Origin of the sequence: Pseudomonas paraglycinae, from assembly GCF_021601625.1 — a bacterium.
Taxonomy (GTDB): domain Bacteria; phylum Pseudomonadota; class Gammaproteobacteria; order Pseudomonadales; family Pseudomonadaceae; genus Aquipseudomonas; species Aquipseudomonas paraglycinae.
The window spans coordinates 1-20612 of the sequence record NZ_BQHR01000027.1 but is presented as its reverse complement, the minus strand read 5'-3'; the positions used below and the strand labels follow the sequence as shown (position 1 = coordinate 20612).

At 63.3% G+C, this 20612-nt stretch carries 19 protein-coding genes; 5 read left to right on the top strand and 14 right to left on the bottom strand.

Annotation, left to right across the window (positions count from 1 at the left end; translation table 11 throughout):
• Positions 1-6: 6 nt before the first annotated feature.
• On the top strand, positions 7-1041 hold the full coding sequence (gene selD, locus L6D82_RS27040) for a selenide, water dikinase SelD (protein WP_129974238.1): 1035 nt from the start codon (positions 7-9) through the stop codon (positions 1039-1041).
• Positions 1041-2144 (top strand): tRNA 2-selenouridine(34) synthase MnmH, encoded by a 1104-nt coding sequence (mnmH, locus tag L6D82_RS27035; RefSeq protein ID WP_129974239.1) that lies wholly within the window; start codon positions 1041-1043, stop codon positions 2142-2144. The genes selD and mnmH overlap by 1 nt, the downstream gene beginning before the upstream one ends.
• Positions 2145-2171: 27 nt before the next feature.
• Here mnmH and L6D82_RS27030 read toward each other — a convergent pair whose 3' ends face one another.
• Positions 2172-2846, bottom strand: a complete 675-nt coding sequence (locus tag L6D82_RS27030) for a histidine phosphatase family protein (protein ID WP_085745881.1) — start codon at positions 2844-2846, stop codon at positions 2172-2174.
• 294 nt (positions 2847-3140) lie between these two features.
• Between L6D82_RS27030 and L6D82_RS27025 the strand changes: the two genes are divergently transcribed.
• Both L6D82_RS27025 and hemB read left to right on the top strand, forming a co-directional pair.
• A complete protein-coding gene (locus L6D82_RS27025; RefSeq protein ID WP_102718853.1) occupies positions 3141-3839 on the top strand; it encodes a glutathione S-transferase family protein in 699 nt (232 codons plus the stop codon).
• A gap of 142 nt (positions 3840-3981) precedes the next feature.
• Positions 3982-4956: a porphobilinogen synthase gene (gene hemB / locus L6D82_RS27020; RefSeq protein WP_064380881.1), complete on the top strand. Its 975-nt coding sequence runs from the start codon at positions 3982-3984 to the stop codon at positions 4954-4956.
• A gap of 4 nt (positions 4957-4960) precedes the next feature.
• On the opposite strand, the gene L6D82_RS27015 is transcribed toward hemB, so the two are convergent.
• Positions 4961-6496, bottom strand: a complete 1536-nt coding sequence (locus tag L6D82_RS27015; RefSeq protein ID WP_236192019.1) for an FAD-dependent oxidoreductase — start codon at positions 6494-6496, stop codon at positions 4961-4963.
• A gap of 193 nt (positions 6497-6689) precedes the next feature.
• On the opposite strand from L6D82_RS27015, the gene L6D82_RS27010 reads away from it, so the two are divergent.
• Complete coding sequence (locus L6D82_RS27010) at positions 6690-7778, top strand: DUF1615 domain-containing protein (protein WP_276574283.1); 1089 nt, start codon at positions 6690-6692, stop codon at positions 7776-7778.
• 78 nt (positions 7779-7856) lie between these two features.
• On the opposite strand, the gene L6D82_RS27005 is transcribed toward L6D82_RS27010, so the two are convergent.
• The 12 genes from L6D82_RS27005 to L6D82_RS26950 all read right to left on the bottom strand — a co-directional run.
• Positions 7857-8336, bottom strand: coding sequence for a phage infection protein (locus L6D82_RS27005; RefSeq protein WP_236192017.1), 480 nt, complete (start codon positions 8334-8336; stop codon positions 7857-7859).
• Positions 8337-8449: 113 nt separating this feature from the next.
• Positions 8450-9145 carry an anti-sigma factor gene (locus tag L6D82_RS27000; protein ID WP_236192016.1) on the bottom strand — a complete coding sequence of 232 codons (696 nt, stop codon included), beginning with the start codon at positions 9143-9145 and terminating at the stop codon, positions 8450-8452.
• On the bottom strand, positions 9142-9675 hold the full coding sequence (locus tag L6D82_RS26995; RefSeq protein ID WP_170928941.1) for a sigma-70 family RNA polymerase sigma factor: 534 nt from the start codon (positions 9673-9675) through the stop codon (positions 9142-9144). The genes L6D82_RS27000 and L6D82_RS26995 overlap by 4 nt, the downstream gene beginning before the upstream one ends.
• Positions 9676-9717: 42 nt before the next feature.
• The gene (locus tag L6D82_RS26990) at positions 9718-10239 is read right to left on the bottom strand and encodes a DUF3455 domain-containing protein (protein ID WP_064597927.1); all 522 of its coding nucleotides are present in this window, start codon (positions 10237-10239) and stop codon (positions 9718-9720) included.
• Positions 10240-10358: 119 nt separating this feature from the next.
• Complete coding sequence (locus L6D82_RS26985) at positions 10359-11972, bottom strand: ABC transporter ATP-binding protein (protein ID WP_102687113.1); 1614 nt, start codon at positions 11970-11972, stop codon at positions 10359-10361.
• Between the two features lie 14 nt (positions 11973-11986).
• Positions 11987-13009, bottom strand: coding sequence for an ABC transporter permease (locus tag L6D82_RS26980; RefSeq protein WP_085648212.1), 1023 nt, complete (start codon positions 13007-13009; stop codon positions 11987-11989).
• A complete protein-coding gene (locus tag L6D82_RS26975; protein WP_236192015.1) occupies positions 13009-14073 on the bottom strand; it encodes a microcin C ABC transporter permease YejB in 1065 nt (354 codons plus the stop codon). Before L6D82_RS26975 ends, L6D82_RS26980 begins: the two co-directional genes overlap by 1 nt.
• A gap of 1 nt (position 14074) precedes the next feature.
• Complete coding sequence (locus tag L6D82_RS26970; protein WP_236192014.1) at positions 14075-15946, bottom strand: extracellular solute-binding protein; 1872 nt, start codon at positions 15944-15946, stop codon at positions 14075-14077.
• Positions 15947-16056: 110 nt separating this feature from the next.
• On the bottom strand, positions 16057-18762 hold the full coding sequence (locus tag L6D82_RS26965; protein ID WP_173892847.1) for a TonB-dependent receptor: 2706 nt from the start codon (positions 18760-18762) through the stop codon (positions 16057-16059).
• 208 nt (positions 18763-18970) lie between these two features.
• Complete coding sequence (locus L6D82_RS26960) at positions 18971-19372, bottom strand: ExbD/TolR family protein (RefSeq protein ID WP_011335072.1); 402 nt, start codon at positions 19370-19372, stop codon at positions 18971-18973.
• Positions 19372-20076, bottom strand: a complete 705-nt coding sequence (locus L6D82_RS26955) for a MotA/TolQ/ExbB proton channel family protein (RefSeq protein ID WP_039770206.1) — start codon at positions 20074-20076, stop codon at positions 19372-19374. Before L6D82_RS26955 ends, L6D82_RS26960 begins: the two co-directional genes overlap by 1 nt.
• A 49-nt stretch (positions 20077-20125) precedes the next feature.
• The coding region (locus L6D82_RS26950) for an energy transducer TonB (protein WP_236192013.1) at positions 20126-20612 on the bottom strand (487 nt) is incomplete at its 5' end.

The following is a 20612-nucleotide window of genomic DNA, read 5'->3' as shown; positions in this document are numbered from 1 at the left end:
TGCCCCATGACCGAGCCCATCCGTCTGACCCAATACAGCCACGGCGCCGGCTGTGGCTGCAAGATTTCGCCCAAGGTGCTGGAGGTGATTCTGGCCGGCAGCGGGGCGCAGAACCTTGATCCGAAACTGTGGGTCGGCAACGCGTCGCGCGATGATGCGGCGGTGTATGAGATCGATGCCGAGCGCGGGGTGGTGTCGACCACGGATTTCTTCATGCCGATCGTCGACGACCCGTTCGACTTCGGCCGCATCGCCGCCACCAACGCCATCAGTGACATCTACGCCATGGGCGGCGATCCGTTGATGGCGATTGCGATCCTCGGCTGGCCGGTCAACGTGCTGGCGCCGGAAGTGGCGCGAGACGTGATTCGCGGCGGACGTGCGGTGTGCGATGCGGCGGGGATTCCGCTGGCCGGCGGGCATTCGATCGATGCACCGGAGCCGATCTTCGGTCTGGCCGTCACCGGGCTGGTGGAAAAGCGCTTCATGAAACGCAACGACACCGCCACCGCCGGTTGCCTGCTGTACCTGACCAAACCGTTGGGCATCGGCATCCTCACCACCGCCGAGAAGAAGGGCAAGCTGCGCCCCGACGACATCGGCGAGGCCCGGGACTGGATGTGTACGCTGAACAAGCCCGGCAGCCGTTTCGGCAAACTGGCCGGGGTCACTGCCATGACCGACGTCACCGGCTTCGGGCTGCTCGGGCATCTGGTGGAAATGGCCGACGGCAGTCACCTGACGGCGCGCATTTTTTATGACCGGGTACCGCGTCTGGCGAGTGTCGAGTATTACCTCGAGCAGGGCTGCGTACCGGGCGGCACCCTGCGTAATTTCGACAGTTATTCGGGCCGCGTCGGGCGGGTGCAGGAATTGCACAAGCGGGTGCTGTGCGACCCGCAGACCAGCGGCGGATTGCTGGTGGCCGTGACCCCCGAAGGCAATGCCGAATTCCTCGCCGTCGCTGCCGAACTCGGCCTCGCGCTTGAGCCGATCGGTGAGTTGATCGGGCGACAGAGCCACGCGGTCGAGGTGAATTGATGTCCATCGACGTCACCGACTACCGCGACATCTTCCTCAACGACCGGCCGCTGATGGACGCCCGTGCGCCGGTCGAGTTTCACAAGGGCGCGTTTCCCGGGGCGCTCAATCTGCCGCTGATGAACGACATCGAGCGGCAGCGGGTCGGCACTTGCTACAAGCATCACGGTCAGCAGGCCGCCATCGAGCTGGGCCATCAATTGGTGTCCGGCGCGGTCAAGGCCGAGCGTCTGCAAGCGTGGGCGGAATTTGCCCAGGCGCATCCCGACGGGTTTCTTTATTGCTTTCGTGGCGGCCTGCGCTCGCAGATCGTCCAGCAGTGGCTCAAGACAGAAGCCGGCATCGATTACCCGCGTATCGGCGGTGGCTACAAGGCGCTGCGGGGTTTTCTGATCGACACGCTCGAATCCGCCCAGGCCGACTGTGATTTCGTGTTGCTGGGCGGCATGACCGGCACCGGCAAGACCGAAGTGCTGGTGCAACTGCGCAACAGTGTGGATCTGGAAGGCCATGCCAATCACCGGGGCTCGAGTTTCGGCAAGCGCGCCACCGGTCAGCCGTCGAACATCGATTTCGAGAACCGGCTGGCCATCGACTTCCTGAAAAAACGTGCGGCCGGCATCGATCAGTTTGTGCTGGAGGATGAGAGCCGGGTGGTGGGCAGCTGTGCGCTGCCGCTGTCGCTGTATCAGGGCATGCAGCAATACCCGATGGTCTGGCTGGAAGATCGTTTCGAGCAGCGCGTCGAGCGGATCCTGCGCGATTACGTGGTGGATTTGTCCGCCGAATTTCAGGCAGTGCATGGGGACGAGGGTTTCGGGCGGTTTTCCGAGCGGTTGCTGGACAGCCTCGACAACGTGCACAAGCGCCTGGGCGGCGAACGGCATCGACGGATGCGGGTGTGGATGGAAGAGGCGCTGGCGGAGCAGAGCCGCAGCGGGGCGGTGGATTTGCACCGCGCGTGGATCGAGGGTTTGCTGCGCGAGTATTACGACCCGATGTATGTGTTCCAGCGCGAGAAGAAGGGCGGGCGGATCGAATTTGCCGGGGAGCGGCAGGCCGTTATCGAATATTTGCGTCAGCGAATCAAACCCCAGGCCTGACGGGGCCCGAGCGGGCCCCGGGCAAACTCAGGTCGGACAGCTTTCCTGGCCGTTATCCAGCCCCTGTTTGTAGCTGTGGCTCTGCAGGCTGGCCTTGCCGTTGTGCCAGGTCAGGGTCAGCACGTACAGCGAGTCGTAATCGCTGGATTCCCAATCTTCGGTGATCTTCTGCTTCTCGCCGACGGCCTTGCCCGCGACCTTGTTGATCAGCTCCGGCAGGTAGCCGTGGGACCACGCGGTGTAAATGGTCGAGTTGTGGTACTTGTCGTCGGTCAGTTCCCGGGCCAGGTCGCTGGTGTCGTTGGCCGAGAACTCGATGTTCACCGGCAGGCCGAGCTTGATCGCCGCCGGGCTGATGGTCATCAGCGGGCGGATGTAGCTGTAGGAGTTGTCCAGCTCGCCTTCCTCGACATTGCGCGTCGGGTTGGCGGCGAACACATAGTCGGCCTTGCCGAATTTTTCCGGTAGCAGGGTCGACAGGTCGATCGCCCGGTTCAGGCCCTGGCAGTTGAGCTGGCCGAGACCACCGGCGGGTTTCTCGGCATGGCGCAGGAACACCAGGGTCTGGGTGCCGTCCACCGGTTGCGCACGGCTTTCGCTGGATTCCAGCGACAGGAACAGCGCGCTGACTGCCAGCAGGGTGGGCAGGGCCACATACGCGCGATGTTTGAAGCGGTTGGCGACTTTCATCAAGTTCGTCATGGGATAAGGCGTCTTCAGTCTGTTCGGTTAAGGCTGACAAACCTCTGCACCGGTGCGTGGGCGCCGGGTGTTTTCCCTGTCATCACTGGCTTGCTTGGAGCCCCCTGAGGCCCGTTTGGTTCGATCCGCTTGAGTGCGCCGCACTTTACCGTTGAAGCTGTGCGGTTGGAGGGAAGGTTAACCACAGGATGTTGCGGATTTAAGTAAGCCGGCGGGCGAGGGCGTAAAGAACCCGAGCCAGAGCGCTGTTCGTGGATTATGCTCAGGCCTTTCATTTGTGACTGGATGCTACACATGACTGATCTGTCCGCGTTCCCGATCACCCAGAAATGGCCGGCGCAGTACCCTGACTGGATTCAGCTCTATTCCCTGCCGACCCCCAACGGCGTCAAGGTCTCGATCATGCTCGAAGAGATCGGCCTGCCGTACGAGCCGCACCGCGTGGGCTTCGACACCAATGACCAGATGTCTCCGGAATTCCTCTCTCTGAACCCGAACAACAAGATCCCGGCGATCCTCGACCCCCACGGTCCCGAGGACAAACCGCTGCCGTTGTTCGAATCCGGCGCGATCCTGATCTACCTCGCCGACAAGAGCGGCCAGTTGCTGGCCCAGGAAGGCGCGCTGCGATACGAAACCATTCAGTGGCTGATGTTCCAGATGGGCGGCATCGGACCGATGTTCGGCCAGCTCGGTTTCTTCAACAAATTTGCCGGCAAGGACTACGAAGACAAGCGTCCCCGTGACCGCTACGTCGAAGAAAGCCGCCGCCTGCTCAGCGTCCTCAACACCCGCCTGGAAGGCCGCGACTGGATCATGGGCGAGCGCTACACCATCGCCGACATCGCCACGTTCCCGTGGGTGCGCAACCTGATCGGTTTCTACGAGGCGGGCGATCTGGTCGGCATCAACAACTTCCCGAACGTCACCCGGGTGCTGGAGCGCTTCCTGGCGCGGCCGGCCGTTGTGCGCGGCCTGGCCATTCCTTCCTGACCCTGTTGCAGCCGGGTGCGCAGATTGTTGCGTGCCCGGTAATGCACTGTTGATTGATCCAGGTTTGTACCCCGTCCCTCGCAAGGCATAAGCTTCGCCCCCTACGACTTTCGTCTCATCCGCTGTTTTCAGGAAAGGCCCCATGTCCAGTCAGTTCCCCGAAGCACGTCCACGCCGTCTGCGCCGCAATGCGAGCCTGCGCAGCCTGTTCCAGGAAACCGAGTTTTCCCTCAACGATCTGGTGCTGCCGATCTTCGTCGAAGAAGAGATCGACGATTTCGTGCCGATCAAGAGCATGCCCGGCGTGATGCGTATTCCCGAGCGCAAACTGGCCGGCGAAATCGAGCGTTACGCCCGGGCCGGGATCAAGTCGGTGATGACCTTCGGTGTGTCCCACCATCTGGATGCCAACGGCAGCGACACCTGGCGTGAGAACGGTCTGGTGTCGCGCATGTCGCGGATCGCCAAGGACGCCGTGCCGGACATGATCGTGATGTCCGACACCTGCTTCTGCGAGTACACCGATCACGGCCATTGCGGCGTGATGCACAACCATGAAGTCGACAACGACCAGACCCTGATCAACCTCGGCAAGCAAGCGGTGGCGGCAGCCCGTGCCGGTGCCGACGTGATCGCGCCATCGGCAGCGATGGACGGCCAGGTGCGGGCGATTCGCCGGGCGCTGGACGATGCCGGGTTCACGCAGATTCCGATCATGGCCTACTCGACCAAATTCGCCTCGGCGCTCTACGGCCCGTTCCGCGAGGCCGGCGGCAGCGCGCTGAAGGGCGATCGCAAAAGCTATCAGATGAACCCGATGAACCGCCGCGAAGCCCTGCGCGAATCGTTGCTCGACGAGCAGGAAGGCGCCGACGCGCTGATGGTCAAACCGGCCGGCGCGTACCTGGACATCATCCGCGACATCCGCGAAGCCTCGAACCTGCCGCTGGCGGCGTATCAGGTCAGCGGCGAGTACGCGATGATCAAGTTCGGCGCCCAGGCCGGGGCTATCGACGAAGATCGCGTGGTGCGCGAAAGCCTTGGTGCGATCAAACGCGCGGGTGCGGATCTGATCTTCACCTACTTTGCGATGGACCTGGCCCTGGCCGGGATCTGATCCGTCAGGGGCAATTGAAGAACGGCCGGATCCCGTGATCACGGAAGTACCGCTCGATCACCTTCGGATCCGCGCTGTTGTCGGCAATCGCCACGTAGGTATCCGGGCGCAGCAGGTAAAAGCCGTTGCGCCCCAGTCCCGCCGTTTCAAACGCCGGACGCCAGTCGAATACGTGCAGCGGCAAGTGATGTTCATTGCACCAGGCGATCATCTCGTCGCTGGTGTCGCCGTACACATGCACCTGCCAGCACGGATGGCGCAACGGTTCGTAATTATCCCCCTCGCCATCATGGGCCCACGGCAAGCGGTCGCCGCCGTGGACGTGCCCGGCCACGCCTTCGCTCAACGCCATGCCTCGATAGTTGACGGTGATTTGCGAGACGGTGCGAAACAGGAACTCGCGGCTGGTCTCGAATGAGGCCATTTTCGGAATCAGGAACGGCGCCAGCCGCGTGCGCAGCAGGTCGGCCATACGGCCTTCGGCGGTGACGAAGCTGAAGACTTTGTCGGTGGTCGACACCAGTCGCCGGGCGAAGGCGATGCGTTCGGTTTCGTAGCTGTCGAGCAGTTTGGGCGTGGCCGCGCCGCCGAGCACTGCCGCGAGTTTCCACGCCAGATTGATCGCATCGCCGATGCCGGTGTTCATGCCCTGACCGCCGGCCGGGCTGTGTACGTGCGCCGCATCGCCGAGCAGAAACGCCCGGCCTTTGCGAAAGTGATCCGCCACCCGATGATGCACTCGGTAGGTGGAGAACCAGTTGACGTCCTCGATGTGCACGTTCAGATGTTCGATGGCGCGATTGCTGACATCGGAAAACTCGAGGGTTTCGGCACGATCCGCACGTTCGTCACGAACCGTGCCGATCAACCGCGCACGGCCTTCGCCAGCCAGCGGAAACACCGCGAGAAAGTCCGCTTCATCCAGATCCAGATGCAACTCGCCATTGAGCGCCGGGCCGCTGGCCCGCACATCGGCGACGTAGAAAATCTGCTGATAAGTGCCGCCGGGAAAACCGGTGTCGAGGGTTTTGCGCACGACCGAACGGGCGCCGTCACACCCGGCCAGATAGCAGGCCTGGCAGATTTCCTGCTCGCCATCCGGCAGGCGCAAATGCGCGGTGAGGCCGTCGCCGTTTTCCGTGAAACTCTCCAGCGTCGTGTTGCGCTCGACGGTCACGTCGTAGTCTTCGAGGCGGTCGATCAACAGTCGCTCGTGTTCGTCCTGCGGGTACATTTCCAGAAAGGCATAGGGCGTCAGGCCTTCGCCGATCCGGTTCAGCGGCAGCTGTGCCACGGGTTTGCCCTTGACCCAGAAATTCGCCGCGGCCACCCGGTGACCGTTGCGCACCACCGTATCGGCCAGATCCAGTTGCCGGTACAGCTCAAGGGTGCGCGCCTGCACCGCCAGCGCCCGCGACGTGGTGCCCGGCGCGGAGGTCTTGTCGATGATGCGCACGCGCACGCCCAGTTTGCTCAGCCACAGGGCCAGCACCAGTCCGGTTGGGCCTGCGCCGATGATCAGAACATCACTGCGGTTCATGGTCTGTCCTCCTCGCGTGTCCTGATCCAAGACTTGCCACTGAGTGCGCAGCAGCAAGTATGGATCAGACGGCGAGGGCGGCCAGTCGGCCTGCCAAACGGGGCGATGGAACAGCGCCGCCGGCCCGCAGTCCTATCCTGCACCCTGCGATTGAGCGTAGGGTTAACCCGGCTCAACGGACTGGATGAAGCGTATGCACACCCCTCGATTATTCGTCAGCCTCGCCGCGCTGCTGGTACTGGCCGGTTGCGCCGGTCAACGCAGCGAAGAACCGGCGCCGCGCCCGCCCGCCGAGGTCAAGGCGCAGATCGTGCGCCTGCTGCCGGCAAAAACCGTCGACCGCAAGGGCTGGGCCACCGACATCTACGCCGCGTTCGCCGCCCAGGGCATCAGCCCGACCACGCAAAACCTGTGTTCGGTGCTGGCCGTCGCCGAGCAGGAATCCACTTTTCAGGTCGATCCGCCGGTACCCGGCCTGGGCAAGATCGCCCGTGACGAAATCGACCGCCGCGCCGCCAAGGTGCATATCCCGAGTCTGTTGGTCAGCGGCGCCTTGCAGGTGCGTTCGCCGAACGGCAAGACCTACAGCGAACGCCTCAGCGCCGCCCGCAGCGAAAAGGAATTGAGCGCAATTTTCGACGACTTCATCGGCTCGGTGCCGATGGGCCGCACGCTGTTCAGCGGTTTCAACCCGGTGCACACCGGCGGGCCGATGCAGGTCAGCATCGAATTCGCCGAGCAGCATGCCAAGGACTACCCGTACCCGGTGGACGGCACGATTCGCCGCGAGGTGTTCAGCCGTCGGGGCGGCATGTACTTCGGCATCGCCCATTTGCTCGGTTATCCGGTGAGTTATCGCGAGCCGCTGTACCGCTTCGCCGACTTCAACGCCGGCTGGTACGCCAGTCGCAACGCGGCATTTCAGAACGCGGTCAGCCGCGCGTCGGGGATTCCGCTGGCGCTGGACGGCGACCTGATCCGCCCGGGCGCGATCATGCCGGGCAGCACTGAACTGGCAGTGCGCACCCTCGGCAAATCCCTGGGCATGCGCAATCCGGTGATCCGCGATCAACTGGAGAAGGGCGATAGCCTGGCTTTCGAGGAGACCAAACTGTATCAACGGGTCTTCGAGCTGGCGGAGCGTGCGGAAGGCAAGTCATTGCCCCGTGCGGTGCTGCCGGGCATCGTGCTGCAGAGCCCGAAGATCACCCGCAAGCTGACCACGGCGTGGTTTGCCAAACGGGTCGACGAGCGTTATCGGCGCTGCATGGCCAAGGGCTGAGGACGATCAAAAGGGAATAAAAAAACCCGGCTGACGGGAGCCGGGTTTTTTCTGGGTTGTTGCGATCAAGCCATGCATTCAGGCAACGCGGCGTTCGATCAGACGATCCGAACCACCTTCGGCAACACGGCGTTCGATCAGACGATCCGAACCACCTTCGGCAACGCGGCGTTCGATCAGACGGTCCGAACCACCTTCGGCAACACGGCGTTCGATCAGACGATCCGAACCACCTTCGGCAACACGGCGTTCGATCAGACGATCCGAACCACCTTCGGCAACGCGACGCTCGATCAGACGGTCCGAACCACCTTCGGCAACGCGACGTTCGATCAGACGATCCGAGCCACCTTCGGCGACGCGACGTTCGATCAGCCGATCCGAACCACTTTCGGCAACGCGACGTTCAATCAGACGATCTGAGCCGCCTTCAGCAACGCGCTGTTCGATCAGACGATCCGAACCGCCTTCGGCGATCATGGTGTGGGCCGGTTTGGCGGCAAATGCGTTGAAGGCCAGAACCGAAAGGGCAATGCTGAGGATGACTTGGCGTTTCATGATTTTGTGCTCCGGGGGTGTTGTTTGTTTGGTATGGAGCCGATGTTACGCCCGGGATTTTTTAAGAGAACTTCATTGACGTGATGGTGAACATCGACGCCGATGATGGTTTGTCACAGCACCTTCACTGCGCGGCCGATTGCCTGGATCGGCCCGGTAGGTTTGCCGATCGGCGAACCGGTGGCGCCTTCCAGCGTCAGCTCGAACAACTGGTTCGGTTGCAGCGGCGGCAGCTTGTCCAGCGGGATCGACAGCGCCTGGCCCGGTTTGACCAGCCCCAGCGACACCGGACCCTGCCAGCCGTCGGCCTTGGTCCAGAACTCCAGCGCTTTGTCGGCCGGCACCTCGACCACGCCCAACGGAATCAACTGGATCTCCCGTGGACTGCTGGCCTGTATCACCCAGCCCGGCGCCTTGTCCTGCGGGGCGACCAGCACCACCAGAAAGCTCGGTTTCGGTGTGGTCTGGGTCAACAGGATCGAACCCAGCAACAAAGTCGCGGCCAACCCGGCAGCGCTCAATCCGCGCCACAGCGACAGGCGGTTCCACCAGGAAATCTCGGGCGCCACTTTGTGGGTGAGTTGCCCGACACTGCGTTCGATGCGTTGCCACAGCTGCGACGAGGGCTGATGCGCCGGGGCGAGGTCGGTCAACTCCAGCAAGCGCCGCTCCCAGGCATCCACCGCCGCTTGCAGCTCGGGCTCGTTGGGCAAGCGTCGTTGCACTTCGGCGCGCTCTTGGGCCGAGAGGGTACCGAGCACGTATTCGCTGGCCAGTTCATCGCGTTCCTGCGCCGATTCGGTGGTCATCCCATGCACTCCCGCAACGCATTGAGGCTGCGCTTGATCCAGGCTTTGACGGTGCCCAGCGGCGTGTCGAGGCGTTGGGCGATCTGCGCGTGGCTGTAACCGTCGACGTAGGCGTGAAGGATGCAGCGGCGGCGTTGCGGCTCCAGTTGATGCAGGCAGCGATGGATGCGGGTCGATTGCGCCAGCGCATCGAAGTCGTCATCAATCGCCGGAGATTCGTTGCTGTCGTTCAACGGCGTTTCCCGGTCGTGATTGCGCAACACATTCAACGCCAGATGCCGGGTCACGCTGAACATCCAGCCTCGGGCCGAACCGCGCGCCGGATCGAACCCCGCCGCGCCGGCCCAGATCTTGATGAATGCGTCGTGAACGATGTCTTCGGCCAGCGCCGTGTCGCGCACCAGACGTCGGGCCACACCGAGCAGCCGCGGGCTTTCCTGCACATACAATTCGCGCAGGGCCCCGCGCTCGCCGCGGGCACAGGCGGCGAGGCGGGCTTCGTAATCGAACGCGGTTTCGGGTAATGGCATGTCCTGCAATCTAGCAAGCATCGAGCAAACGTCCAGTCAGGCTCAGTTCGCGGCCCAGAAAATGTAGTCGGCCTGGTACTTCACCACTTCCTGTTTGCCCTTGTTCGCCGCCGTGCATTCGCTGCCCGGCGCCACGCCGCCCTTGAGCGCGACGCGCTGGATGTAGCTCACGCCGCTCATCGCGCCTTTGCCCTCGGCGGGGTTGGCCTTGACCAATTGATAGGGCAGGTTGCCCGGGCTCGACGGCGCGACGGCCAATTGCGTGCCGGTGACTTTCGAGCCGTCCTTTGCCTGCCAGGTGGCGGGCGGGCCGAAGTAGGTGCCGACCTGTTTGCCGCTGCGATCGTTGAGCACCGCTTTGGGGCCGACGAACACCCACTCGGTCTGGCCGGCGGCATTGGCCTTGTCCCGGCATTCGTAGGTGATCTCGCCGACCCCGGTGGTTTCCATCGCGATCTTGTGACCGTCCGGCACCTTGATCGCATCGGGATAACTGCTTTGGGCAAAGCTTGTCGAGGCGACGGCGAGCAAACCGGTGAAGCCGATCAGTTGGGTGATGTTCATCAGTGTTTCTCCGAAAAAGGGTAAACCGCTGACAGCCGAAAGGGGGCTGTTACAGGGACTACCCGTGACGGAGGCGTTTGGATGCAGTGGCCGGAAAATAAATCTGAAAGCACTGAAGGTCAGATTGCTGGAACCCGCTCACCCCCGGTTTTTGCCAATGCCAGGCCGGAGGCTTTCAGCAGTTCCTGGGTATAGACATGCTGCGGCGCCGCAAAAATCTGGCGCGACGCTCCCTGTTCCACCACCTTGCCGTCCTTGATCACCATCAAATCGTGCGCCAGTGCATGCACCACCGCCAGGTCATGGCTGATGAACAGGTACGTCAAGCCATGGCGGATCTGCAACTGCCGCAATAATTCCACCACCTGTTTCTGCACCGTGCGGTCCAGCGCCGAGGTCGGTTCGTCGAGCAGAATCAGCGCCGGTTCCAGCACCAGCGCCCGGGCGATGGAAATGCGCTGGCGCTGGCCACCGGAAAACTCGTGGGGATAGCGATGGCGGCTCTGCGGATCGAGGCCGACTTCCTCCAGCACGCGGATCACCGCCGCTTCGCGTTCTTCGGCCGTGCCGATGCCGTGGGTCAGCAGGCCTTCGGCGATGATCTGCTGCACCGACATCCGAGGGCTGAGGCTGCCGAACGGGTCCTGGAACACCACCTGGATCTGCCGGCGCAAGGGGCGCATCAAACGCTGATTGAGCAGGCTCAATTGCTTGTTGCCGAAGCGAATATCGCCCTCGGATTCCACCAGCCGCAGAATCGCCTGGCCCAGCGTCGACTTGCCCGAGCCGGACTCGCCGACAATGCCCAGAGTCTTGCCCCGTTGCAGCCGGAAACTCACGCCGTCCACGGCCTTGATGTATTCCTGGGTGCGGCTGAACAACGCCTTGGGCAGCGGGAACCAGACTTTCAGATCATCCACCTCCAGCAGATTGTGATCGTAGCGACTCGGCACCGGTGCGCCGGACGGTTCCGCCTCGATCAGCAGGCGGCTGTAAGGATGCTGCGGGGCGCGGAACAGCGTTGCGCAGTCGGCTTGTTCGACGATTTCCCCGTGGCGCATCACGCACACCCGTTGGGCGATGCGTCTCACCAGATTGAGGTCGTGACTGATCAGCAGCAGCGACATGCCGAGGCGTTGCTGCAACTCGATCAGCAGCTCGAGAATCTTCTGCTGCACGGTCACGTCCAGCGCCGTGGTCGGTTCGTCGGCGATCAGCAATTGCGGCTCGTTGGCCAGCGCCATGGCGATCATCACCCGTTGCCGCTGGCCACCGGAGAGCTGGTGCGGATAGGCCTTCAAGCGCTGCAACGGCTGGCGAATGCCCACCAATTCCAGCAGCTCCAGCGTGCGCTGGCGTGCGGCGCGACCCTTGAGCCCCTTGTGGATCTCCAGCACTTCGCTGATCTGCTTTTCCACCGTGTGCAGCGGGTTCAGCGAGGTCATCGGCTCCTGGAAAATCATCGCGATGCGGTTGCCGCGCAAGCCGCGCATCTGCTGCTCGCTGGCATGCAGCAAGTCCACGCCGTTGTAGCGGATGCTGCCCGTGCTGCTGACCGTTTTGCCCGGCAGCAAACGCAGAATCGAGTGGGCCGTCACCGACTTGCCCGAGCCGGATTCGCCGACCAGTGCCAGGCACTCGCCACGGCGGATGTCGAGGTTCACGCCGTGCACCACTTCGTGCCCGGCGAAGGCGACGCGCAGGTCGCGGATTTCAATCAGGTTGTCGGTCATTTCAGCTCCGGGGATCAGGATCGCGGATCGAACGCGTCACGGCAGGCTTCGCCGATAAACACCAGCAGGGACAGAATCAGCGCCAGGGCAAAAAACGCCGTCAGCCCCAACCACGGCGCTTGCAGATTGCGCTTGGCCTGGCCGATCAGTTCGCCCAGCGATGCGGTGCCGGCGGGCATGCCGAAGCCGAGAAAATCCAGCGCGGTGAGGGTGGCGATGGCGCCGGTCAGAATGAACGGCAGGTAGGTCAGGGTGGAGGTCATGGCGTTGGGCAGAATGTGCCGGCGCATCAGCTCGCTGTCCGTCAGGCCCAGGGCCCGCGCGGCCTTGACGTATTCCAGGCTGCGCCCGCGCAGGAACTCGGCGCGCACCACGTCCACCAGTGCCAGCCAGGAAAACAGCGCCATGATCCCCAGCAGCCACCAGAAACTCGGCGATACGAACCCCGACAAAATGATCAGCAGGTACAGCACCGGCAGCCCCGACCAGATCTCCAGCACCCGTTGCCCGAGCAAGTCGACCCAGCCGCCGTAATAACCCTGCAACGCCCCGGCGACGATGCCGATCAGCGCACTGACGGCGGTGAGAATCAGCGCAAACAGGATCGAAATCCGCGTGCCGAAAATCACCCGCGCCAACACGTCCCGGGCCTGATCGTCGGTGCCCAGCCAGTTGCTGGAGGACGGCGGACTCGGCGCCGGTTCAGTTAGGTCGTAATTGACCGTGTCGTAGCTGAACGGGATCGGCGGGAACAGCATCCAGCCGCCCTGATCCTCGATCAGTTTGTGTACGTAATTGCTCGCGTAATCCGGCTGGAACGGCAGTTCCCCGCCGAAATCGGTTTCCAGATAATCGCTGAGGATCGGGAAGTAGAAGGCATGGTGGTAGCGGATCACCAGCGGCTTGTCGTTGGCGATCAGTTCGCCGCCGAGGCAGATCAGGCACAGCCCGATGAACAGCCACAGCGACCAGCGCCCGCGACGGTTGGCCTTGAATTGGGCGATGCGCCGCCGGCCCAGAGGGGAGAGTGTGAACATCAGGCAGTCCTCGCCGAGAAGTCGATGCGCGGGTCGAGCAGGGTGTAGCAGAGGTCGCCGATCAGCTTGATCAACAGGCCGAACAGGGTGAACAGGAACAGCGTGCCGAACACCACCGGGTAGTCCCGCGACACCGCCGCTTCGTAGCTCATGCGCCCGAGGCCGTCGAGGTTGAAGATGGTTTCGATCAGCAGGGAGCCGGCGAAAAACACCTCGATCAACGCCGACGGCACACCGGCGACCACCAGCAGCATCGCGTTGCGAAACACATGGCCGTAGAGCACGCGTCTTTCGGTCAGGCCCTTGGCGCGCGCGGTGATCACATACTGGCGGCTGATCTCGTTGAGGAAGCTGTTCTTGGTCAGGATCGTCAGCGTCGCAAAACCGCCGATCACCAGCGCCGTCACCGGCAACACCAGGTGCCAGAGGTAGTCGCCGACCTTGCCCCACAGGCTCAGGCTGTCGAAATTGTCCGAAACCAGCCCCTGCACCGGAAACCAGTTGACGTAGCTGCCCCCGGCGAACACCACGATCAACAGGATCGCGAACAGAAACGCCGGCATCGCGTAACCGACGATGATCGCCGTGCTGCTCCAGACATCGAATGCGCTGCCGTTTTTGATCGTCTTGCGAATGCCCAGCGGGATCGAAATCAGGTAGGTGATCAAGGTCGCCCACAGGCCGAGGGACAGCGACACCGGCAGCTTCTGCACGATCAGATCCGTCACTTTCGCACCGCGAAAGAAACTGCTGCCCAGGTCCAGTTGCGCGTAGTTTTTCAGCATCAGCCACAGGCGTTCGTGCATCGGTTTGTCGAAGCCGTAGTGGTGCTTGATCTCTTCGATCAGCGCCGGGTCCAGGCCTCGGCTGCTGCGCCCGGCACCGCCGATGGCGGTTACCTCGCTGGCGCCGCCCATGCTGTGCCCGCCGAAGCCTTGCAGGCGGGCGATGGCCTGTTCCACCGGGCCGCCGGGCGCGGCCTGCACGATGACGAAGTTGACCACCAGAATGCACAGCAGCGTCGGAATGATCAGCAACAGACGTCGACTCAGATAACGCCACATGTCACTGGCCCCCCGCGAGCTGATGCAGGGCGCTCATCTGCTGATTGGTCAGCGGCTTGGCCGAGACCTCCCACCAGGTATCGAGGCCTTCGCTGTAAATCGGCTGCACCGACGGCATGCCGAAGCGGTTCTGAAACACCGTCGGCGTGCCTTTGGAGTAGTAGTTGGGAATCATGTAGTCACCCCATTGCAGCACCCGGTCTAGGGCGCGGGCGTAACGCACCATGGCGTCGCGGGTATTGGCCTGGACCAGGCCGTCGATCAGCCGGTCCACCGCCGGGTCCGCCAGCACCATCGAATTGGAACTGCCGACCTGCGTGGCGCTCTGCGAGGCATACAGGCTGTACAACTCGCGGCCCGGCGAGACGATCGGATCGCCGCTGCGCGGGAAACTGGTGACGATCATGTCGTAGTCCCGGGCGTTGAGCCGGTTGATGTATTGCGCCGAATCGATGCGCCGCAGATTGAGGGTGATGCCGATCTGCGCCAGGGTGCGTTTGTACGGCAGCAGCATGCGGTCGAAACCGCCCTGGCCGTCGAGGAAGGTGAATTCGAATGGCTCGCCGGCGGCGTTCACCAGCCGATTGTTTTTCGGTGTCCATCCGGCCTCGGCCAACAGCTTCAGGGCCTGCAGTTGCTTGTCGCGGATGTAGCCGCTGCCATCGGTTTTCGGCGCCTGATAGACCCGGCTGAAGACCTCGTCCGGGATCTGTCCGCGCAGCGGTTCGAGGATTGCCAGCTCGCCGGCGTCGGGCAGGGCGGTGGCGGCCATTTCACTCTTCGGCCAGTAGCTGTTCTGGCGCACGTAGAAGCCGCGCATCATCTGCTTGTTGGTCCACTCGAAATCCCACAACAGGCTCAGCGCCTGACGCACGCGGCGATCCTTGAACAACGGGTTCTGCAGGTTGAACACGAAACCCTGAGCGCTGGTCGGTTTGTCCGGGGCGAGAATCGCCTGTTGCAGGCGACCGTCACGCAGGGCCGGGCTGTCGTAGCCGACCACGTAACCGGACGAGGAAAACTCGCGGTTGTAGTCGAACGCCCCGGCCTGCAGCAGTTGTCGGGCGACGTCGGTGTCGCCATAGAAATTCACGGTCAGGCTGTCGAAGTTGTACATCCCGCGACTGACCGGCAGGTCTTTGCCCCACCACTGCGGGTCACGCTGGAAACTGATGCTGCGTCCCGCATCGACCTTGCTCACCCGATAAGGGCCGCTGCCCAATGGTGGTTCGAAACCGCCGCCGTTGGCGAAGTCGCGGGTTTTCCACCAGTGCTCGGGCACCGGTCGCAGCGACGCCAGATCCAGCGCCAGGGTGCGGTTGAGGTTGTTCTTGAAAGTGAAGCGAATCTGCCGCGGGCCTTCGATCAGCACGTTCTGCACGTCGGCGTATTGCTGGCGATAACTCAGGCTGCCCTTGGTCATCAACAGTTCGAAGGTGTAGCGCACGTCCTCGGCGGTGATCGGCGTGCCATCGGCGAAACGCGCCTCGGGATTCAGGTTGAAACGCACCCACAGACCGCCGGGATCGCGCTCCATGGATTGCGCCACCAGACCGTAGACGGTGTAGGGCTCGTCCAGCGAACGGAACCCCAGCGGCGAATATACCCAGTCGTTGACCTGCACCACGGAAATGCCCTGATCGGCATACGGGGTGATGTAGTTGTACTGACCGATCTCCATCGAAGCGCGGCTGAGCGAGCCACCCTTGGGGGCATCGGGATTGACGAAATCGAAGTGCTGGAAACCGGCGGGGTATTTCGGCGCCTCGCCGTACACCGTCATCGCGTAGCTGCCGCCGGCCAGCGCAGATGACGCGTTGCACAGCAGCGCGCTGCCGAGCAGCAGGCCGGCCATGTTGCGCATGAATGTCATGAAGTCGTTCCTCTGAGCCGGAAAAACCCGAAGCGGCGGCAGGCCGCTGCGGGATGCGAATTCGCAAGGGGAAGGGGCCGGCCGGAGTCTTGCGCGGCCCCGACCGGGACTCAGAAGTGGTACGTCATGCGCGCAAACAGCGTGCGGCCCAGCGGATCGGTGTAGCGCGGGTCATAACCGCTCTGGAAGTTGTAGGCCTGGTTGGAGAACGGCGGATCGCGGTCGAACAGGTTCTTCACCCCGGCATCGACGTCCAGCACCTTGTCGAAGGTGTAGCCGGCCGACAGGTCCCACACCGAATACGACGCGACCCGCGCGTTGGTCTCGCGGTCGTAGTCGTTGTAGCCGGTGGTGAAGCGGTTGGTCAGCGCCGCGCGGGCTGCACCGAAGGTCCAGGAACCGGTCAGGTTGTGTTTCCAGCGGGCAATCACACCGTCGCCCTTGAAGTCGCCGACCTTGTCGGTGAACGGGCCCTTGATGGTGCTCTGGAAGTCGTACTCGTCGACATAGGTGCCTTGCAGGCCCAGGCCGAATTGACCGTACGGCGTGTTGGGGAAGCGATAGTCCAGCGACACATCGACGCCGTTGGTTTCGACGATGCCGAGGTTGGCGTTGCCGGTGACGATGTAATTGAGCGTGCCGTCGGCGTTGCGCACGAAGCGGTCAGGGTAGCTGCCGGCCTGATCGAACACGGTGGATTCCGGGAACGGCTGGATCTGGTTGGAGATGTGAATCCACCAGAAATCCAGTCCCACGGACAGATTGCTGACCGGCTGATAGACAAAGCCCAGCGTGACGTTGCGCGCCTTCTCCGGGGCCAGGTCTTCGTTGCCGCCGATCTGGTTGAGGAACTGCTGACCGCAATCGCGCCCGCCGTTGCCGCCCGGTTGCACCACGCCGCCGGTACACAGCACCGGGTCGTTGTAGTAGCCCTGGGTGAAGGTGATGCTGCGCGGCGAATACAACTCATACAGCGACGGTGCGCGGAAGCCTTCGCTGTAGGCGCCGCGCACCACCAGCTCCTTGAGCGGCTGATAACGGAACGAATATTTCGGGTTGGTGGTGCTGCCGAAGTCGCTGTATTTGTCGTGACGCACAGCGGCGGACAGTTCCAGGCTGTCGAGCACCGGTACGTTGATTTCCGCGTAGGCGGCTTTCACGCTGCGGTCGCCCTCGACGCTGCCGGCCGGGTCGATGCCCAGGCTCTGGATGTCGCCGGCAAAGGCTTCGAAGTCCTGGTGGAATTTCTCTTTGCGGTACTCGCCGCCCAGCGCCAGACCCGACGGGCCGGCACCGAACCAGTCACCGATCTCGCGGCTGATCCGCCCGTCGAAACCGGCGACCCGACCGACCGCCGTGGAATAGGCGCCGTGGTACGCGGCCTGATCGATGTATTGCTGACCGGCGCTGGTCTGCGGGCCAAACGGGTTGAGCAGACCGCTGGCCAGACCGTCGATCATCGCCTGATCGCTGACGTAGCCGCTGGTGACGCTGGAGACGATCTTGTTCTGGTTGTACGAGGCGCCGACGTTGTAATCCCAGCCGCCCACCAGACCGTCGAAGCTCAGCAGAAAGCGCTGGCTGGTGTTCTGGTCTTTCGATTCGCGCGGGCCGGCGGCGGTTTCGCGCCAGTTCACGTCCACCGGTTGCGTCGGATCGAGGGCGAAACCGGTGGGCGCCGGGGTGATGCCGTTGCCGGGGTAGTAGGGCGAGGACGAATCCAGGCTCAGGCCGGTCAATGGCGCTGGGCCAATAGCGGTGGCGTTGTTGTTGCGCGACCAGAAGTATTCGAGGTTGACGTTGTGGTCGTCGGCCAGTTTGCCGGTGGTCTTGCCGAAGAACGACGTTTTCTCGGTCTGCGGCACCAGGTCGATGTATTCGCGGGTGCTGAAGCGGCAGAGGCCGTCGCGGGCCACCAGGTTGGGGCCGTTGCAATTGCTGTTGGCCAGCGGGTTGGTGGCGTTGCCGTTCTGGCTGTAGTTGCCGGGGAACGCAGTGCCGGAGGTCTGGTCCAGGCCACGGCCGGGCACATAGTCGCGGGCGAAGGAGCGGTCGTTGGCGTCGAGGTTCTGCTGCTTGTTGTAGTTGAACACGCCGAGCACGTTGAAGCGGTCCTGCTCCAGATCGCCGTAGCCCCAACTGGCGCTCATGTCCTTGGTCGCACCGCCGCCACTGTGGGTCGGGGTTTCGCCGCCGAGGGTGAGTTGGCCGTCGGTCATGGATTTCTTGGTGATGAAGTTGATCACGCCGCCGATGGCGTCGGTACCGTACAGGGCCGAGGCGCCGTCGCGCAGCACTTCCACGCGCTCGATCGCGGCAAACGGGATCATGTTCAGATCCACCGCGCCGCCGGCCGAGTTGGTGCCCGACAGGGCGTTGTTGGCCAGTCGGCGACCGTTGAGCAGCACCAGCGTTTTGTTCGCGCCGATGCCGCGCATGTCGGCGAACGATGCACCGCCGGTGGCCGCGCCGACCGAGCCTGCACTGTTGTTGATCGACTGGCTGCCGGTGATGCGCTGCACCAGTTCGGCGGTGGTGGTCACGCCCTGTTTGCGCAGTTCATCGGCCTTGAGCACGGTGATCGGCACCGCCGTTTCCGCGTCGACCCGACGGATCGCCGAACCGGTCACTTCGACTCGTTGCAGTTGCGTGGTCGGCGCGACCACCGCAGCGGCGGCCGGGACGCTGTTGTCGTCCTCGGCAGCCTGAACCCCGGCGCCCATCCCCATGGCCACCAGGTACAACGGAACGAAACGGTGGCGGGAAATCGTCGCCACCAAGGGTTTGAGCGTGAAGCGTGGAGTGTTCATCAGCATGGTTGTTTCCGACTTTGTTAGACGTTTATCGAAATGGCCTTGTGAGCCCTCTTTGCACGGAGCACGGTGGTGCCGCGCCGCGAAAACCACTTTCTTCAAGCAAGCCGATCCCCTCCGAAGACGCGCTGCGTTTTTTCGGTCGGCCGATTGCGACGGGATTCAACGAACGGTGCCGGGCGCGTCCCTCACTGCGCACCCGGCACCGCCGTCAGCGGGTGGTCATCACCGATATCTTGGTGATGCCCGAGCGCTCGATGGACGCCATGGCTTTGGCCACCTGGCCGTAATTCACGGCGGAGTCGGCCTGCAGCTGCACGCGCACGTCAGCATCCTTGGCCTTGACCTCCTTGAGGCTGGCCTCCAGTGATTCCGGCGCCAGCTCGGTCTTGGCCAGGAAGAACTTGCCGTCCTGATCGACGCTGACCACCACCGGATCCTTCTTTTCGGCGGGAGCGACGGCGTCGGTTTTTGGCAGGTTGACCTTGATCGCGTTGGTCATCAGCGGCGCGGTGACGATGAACACCACCAGCAGCACGAGCATCACGTCCACCAGCGGCGTGACGTTCATTTCGCTGAGCACTTCATCGCTGTCTTGAGTGGAAAAGGACATCAGCTGGCCTCCCGCACGGCGGCCGTGGTTTTGGCGATGGCCTGGCGGCTGATGGAGAAAGCGCTGCGCGAGGCGAGGGCGTCGAAGTCATGGGCGAAGTCATCCATGTCCGCCGAGGCCAGTTTCAGGCGTCGCAGGAAGAAGTTGTAAATCAGCACTGCCGGCACCGCGACGGCAATCCCCACGCCGGTGGCGATCAGCGCGTGGCCGATCGGCCCGGCCACGGTTTCCAGGCTGGCCGACCCGCTGGCGCCGATGCTTTGCAGGGCTTCCATGATTCCCCACACGGTGCCGAACAGACCAATGAACGGCGCGGTGCTGCCGATGCTGGCGAGGATCGCCTGGCCGTTTTCCAGCGAGCGACGTTCCTTCTGGATCTGCTGGCGCAGGTTGCGCTCCAGGCGGTCGGCACGGTTGATGGTGTGTGCCAGTTGCTGGGTGGTGCGCGGGGATTCTTCCACCAACAGGGCTTCAAAACCGCTGCTGGCGATCCGCGCCAGTGAGCCCGGGTATTGGCTGGCGTGTTCGGCGGCGGTGAGCAGGTCCGGCGCGCCCCAGAAGGCTTTGCTGAACTGCTTGTTCTGGGTTTTCTGGCGCAAGTATTGCGCCGACTTGACCAGCAGGATCGCCCAGCTGACCACGGAAAACAGCACCAGCCCCCAGAGCACGCCGGGGACAATCATCGAAGACAAAGAATCGTTCATGGCTACACCTCGCTTGCGTTAATCGGTTGTGAGTTCGGTTGTCGCGCCGTCATTGCGGCAATTTGAAATCGATGGTCTGGGTGGCGAAGCCGTCGATCGGTGTGTCGCCGCGCTTGGCCGGGATGAACTTCCAGGCCTTCACCGCCGCGACCGCCGCGTCATCCAGTTGCGGCTTGCCGCTGGATTTGGTCACCGTCACCGAACCGGCGCGACCGTTGGCCAGCACCTGAATCCGCAGCACCACGCTGCCTTCCCAGTTGCGCCGCAGGGCCAGCGACGGGTATTCCGGCGGCGGGTTGCCGAGGCTGGCGAGGCCGGAAATCGCCGCCGACTCTTTCACCGGGCCCGGTGCCGCCGCAGGTGCAGGAGGCGCACTCGGGATGGCCGGAGCGGCAGGCGCTGCCGGTTGCGCAGGGGCGGGCGGCGCTTTCGGCGGTTCGGCCTTTTTCACCGGTTTGGGTTTCTCGACCGGTTTCGGTTTTTCGATCGGCTTGGGTTTCTCCACCGGTTTGGGCGGCGGCTTGACCGCGTCCTCG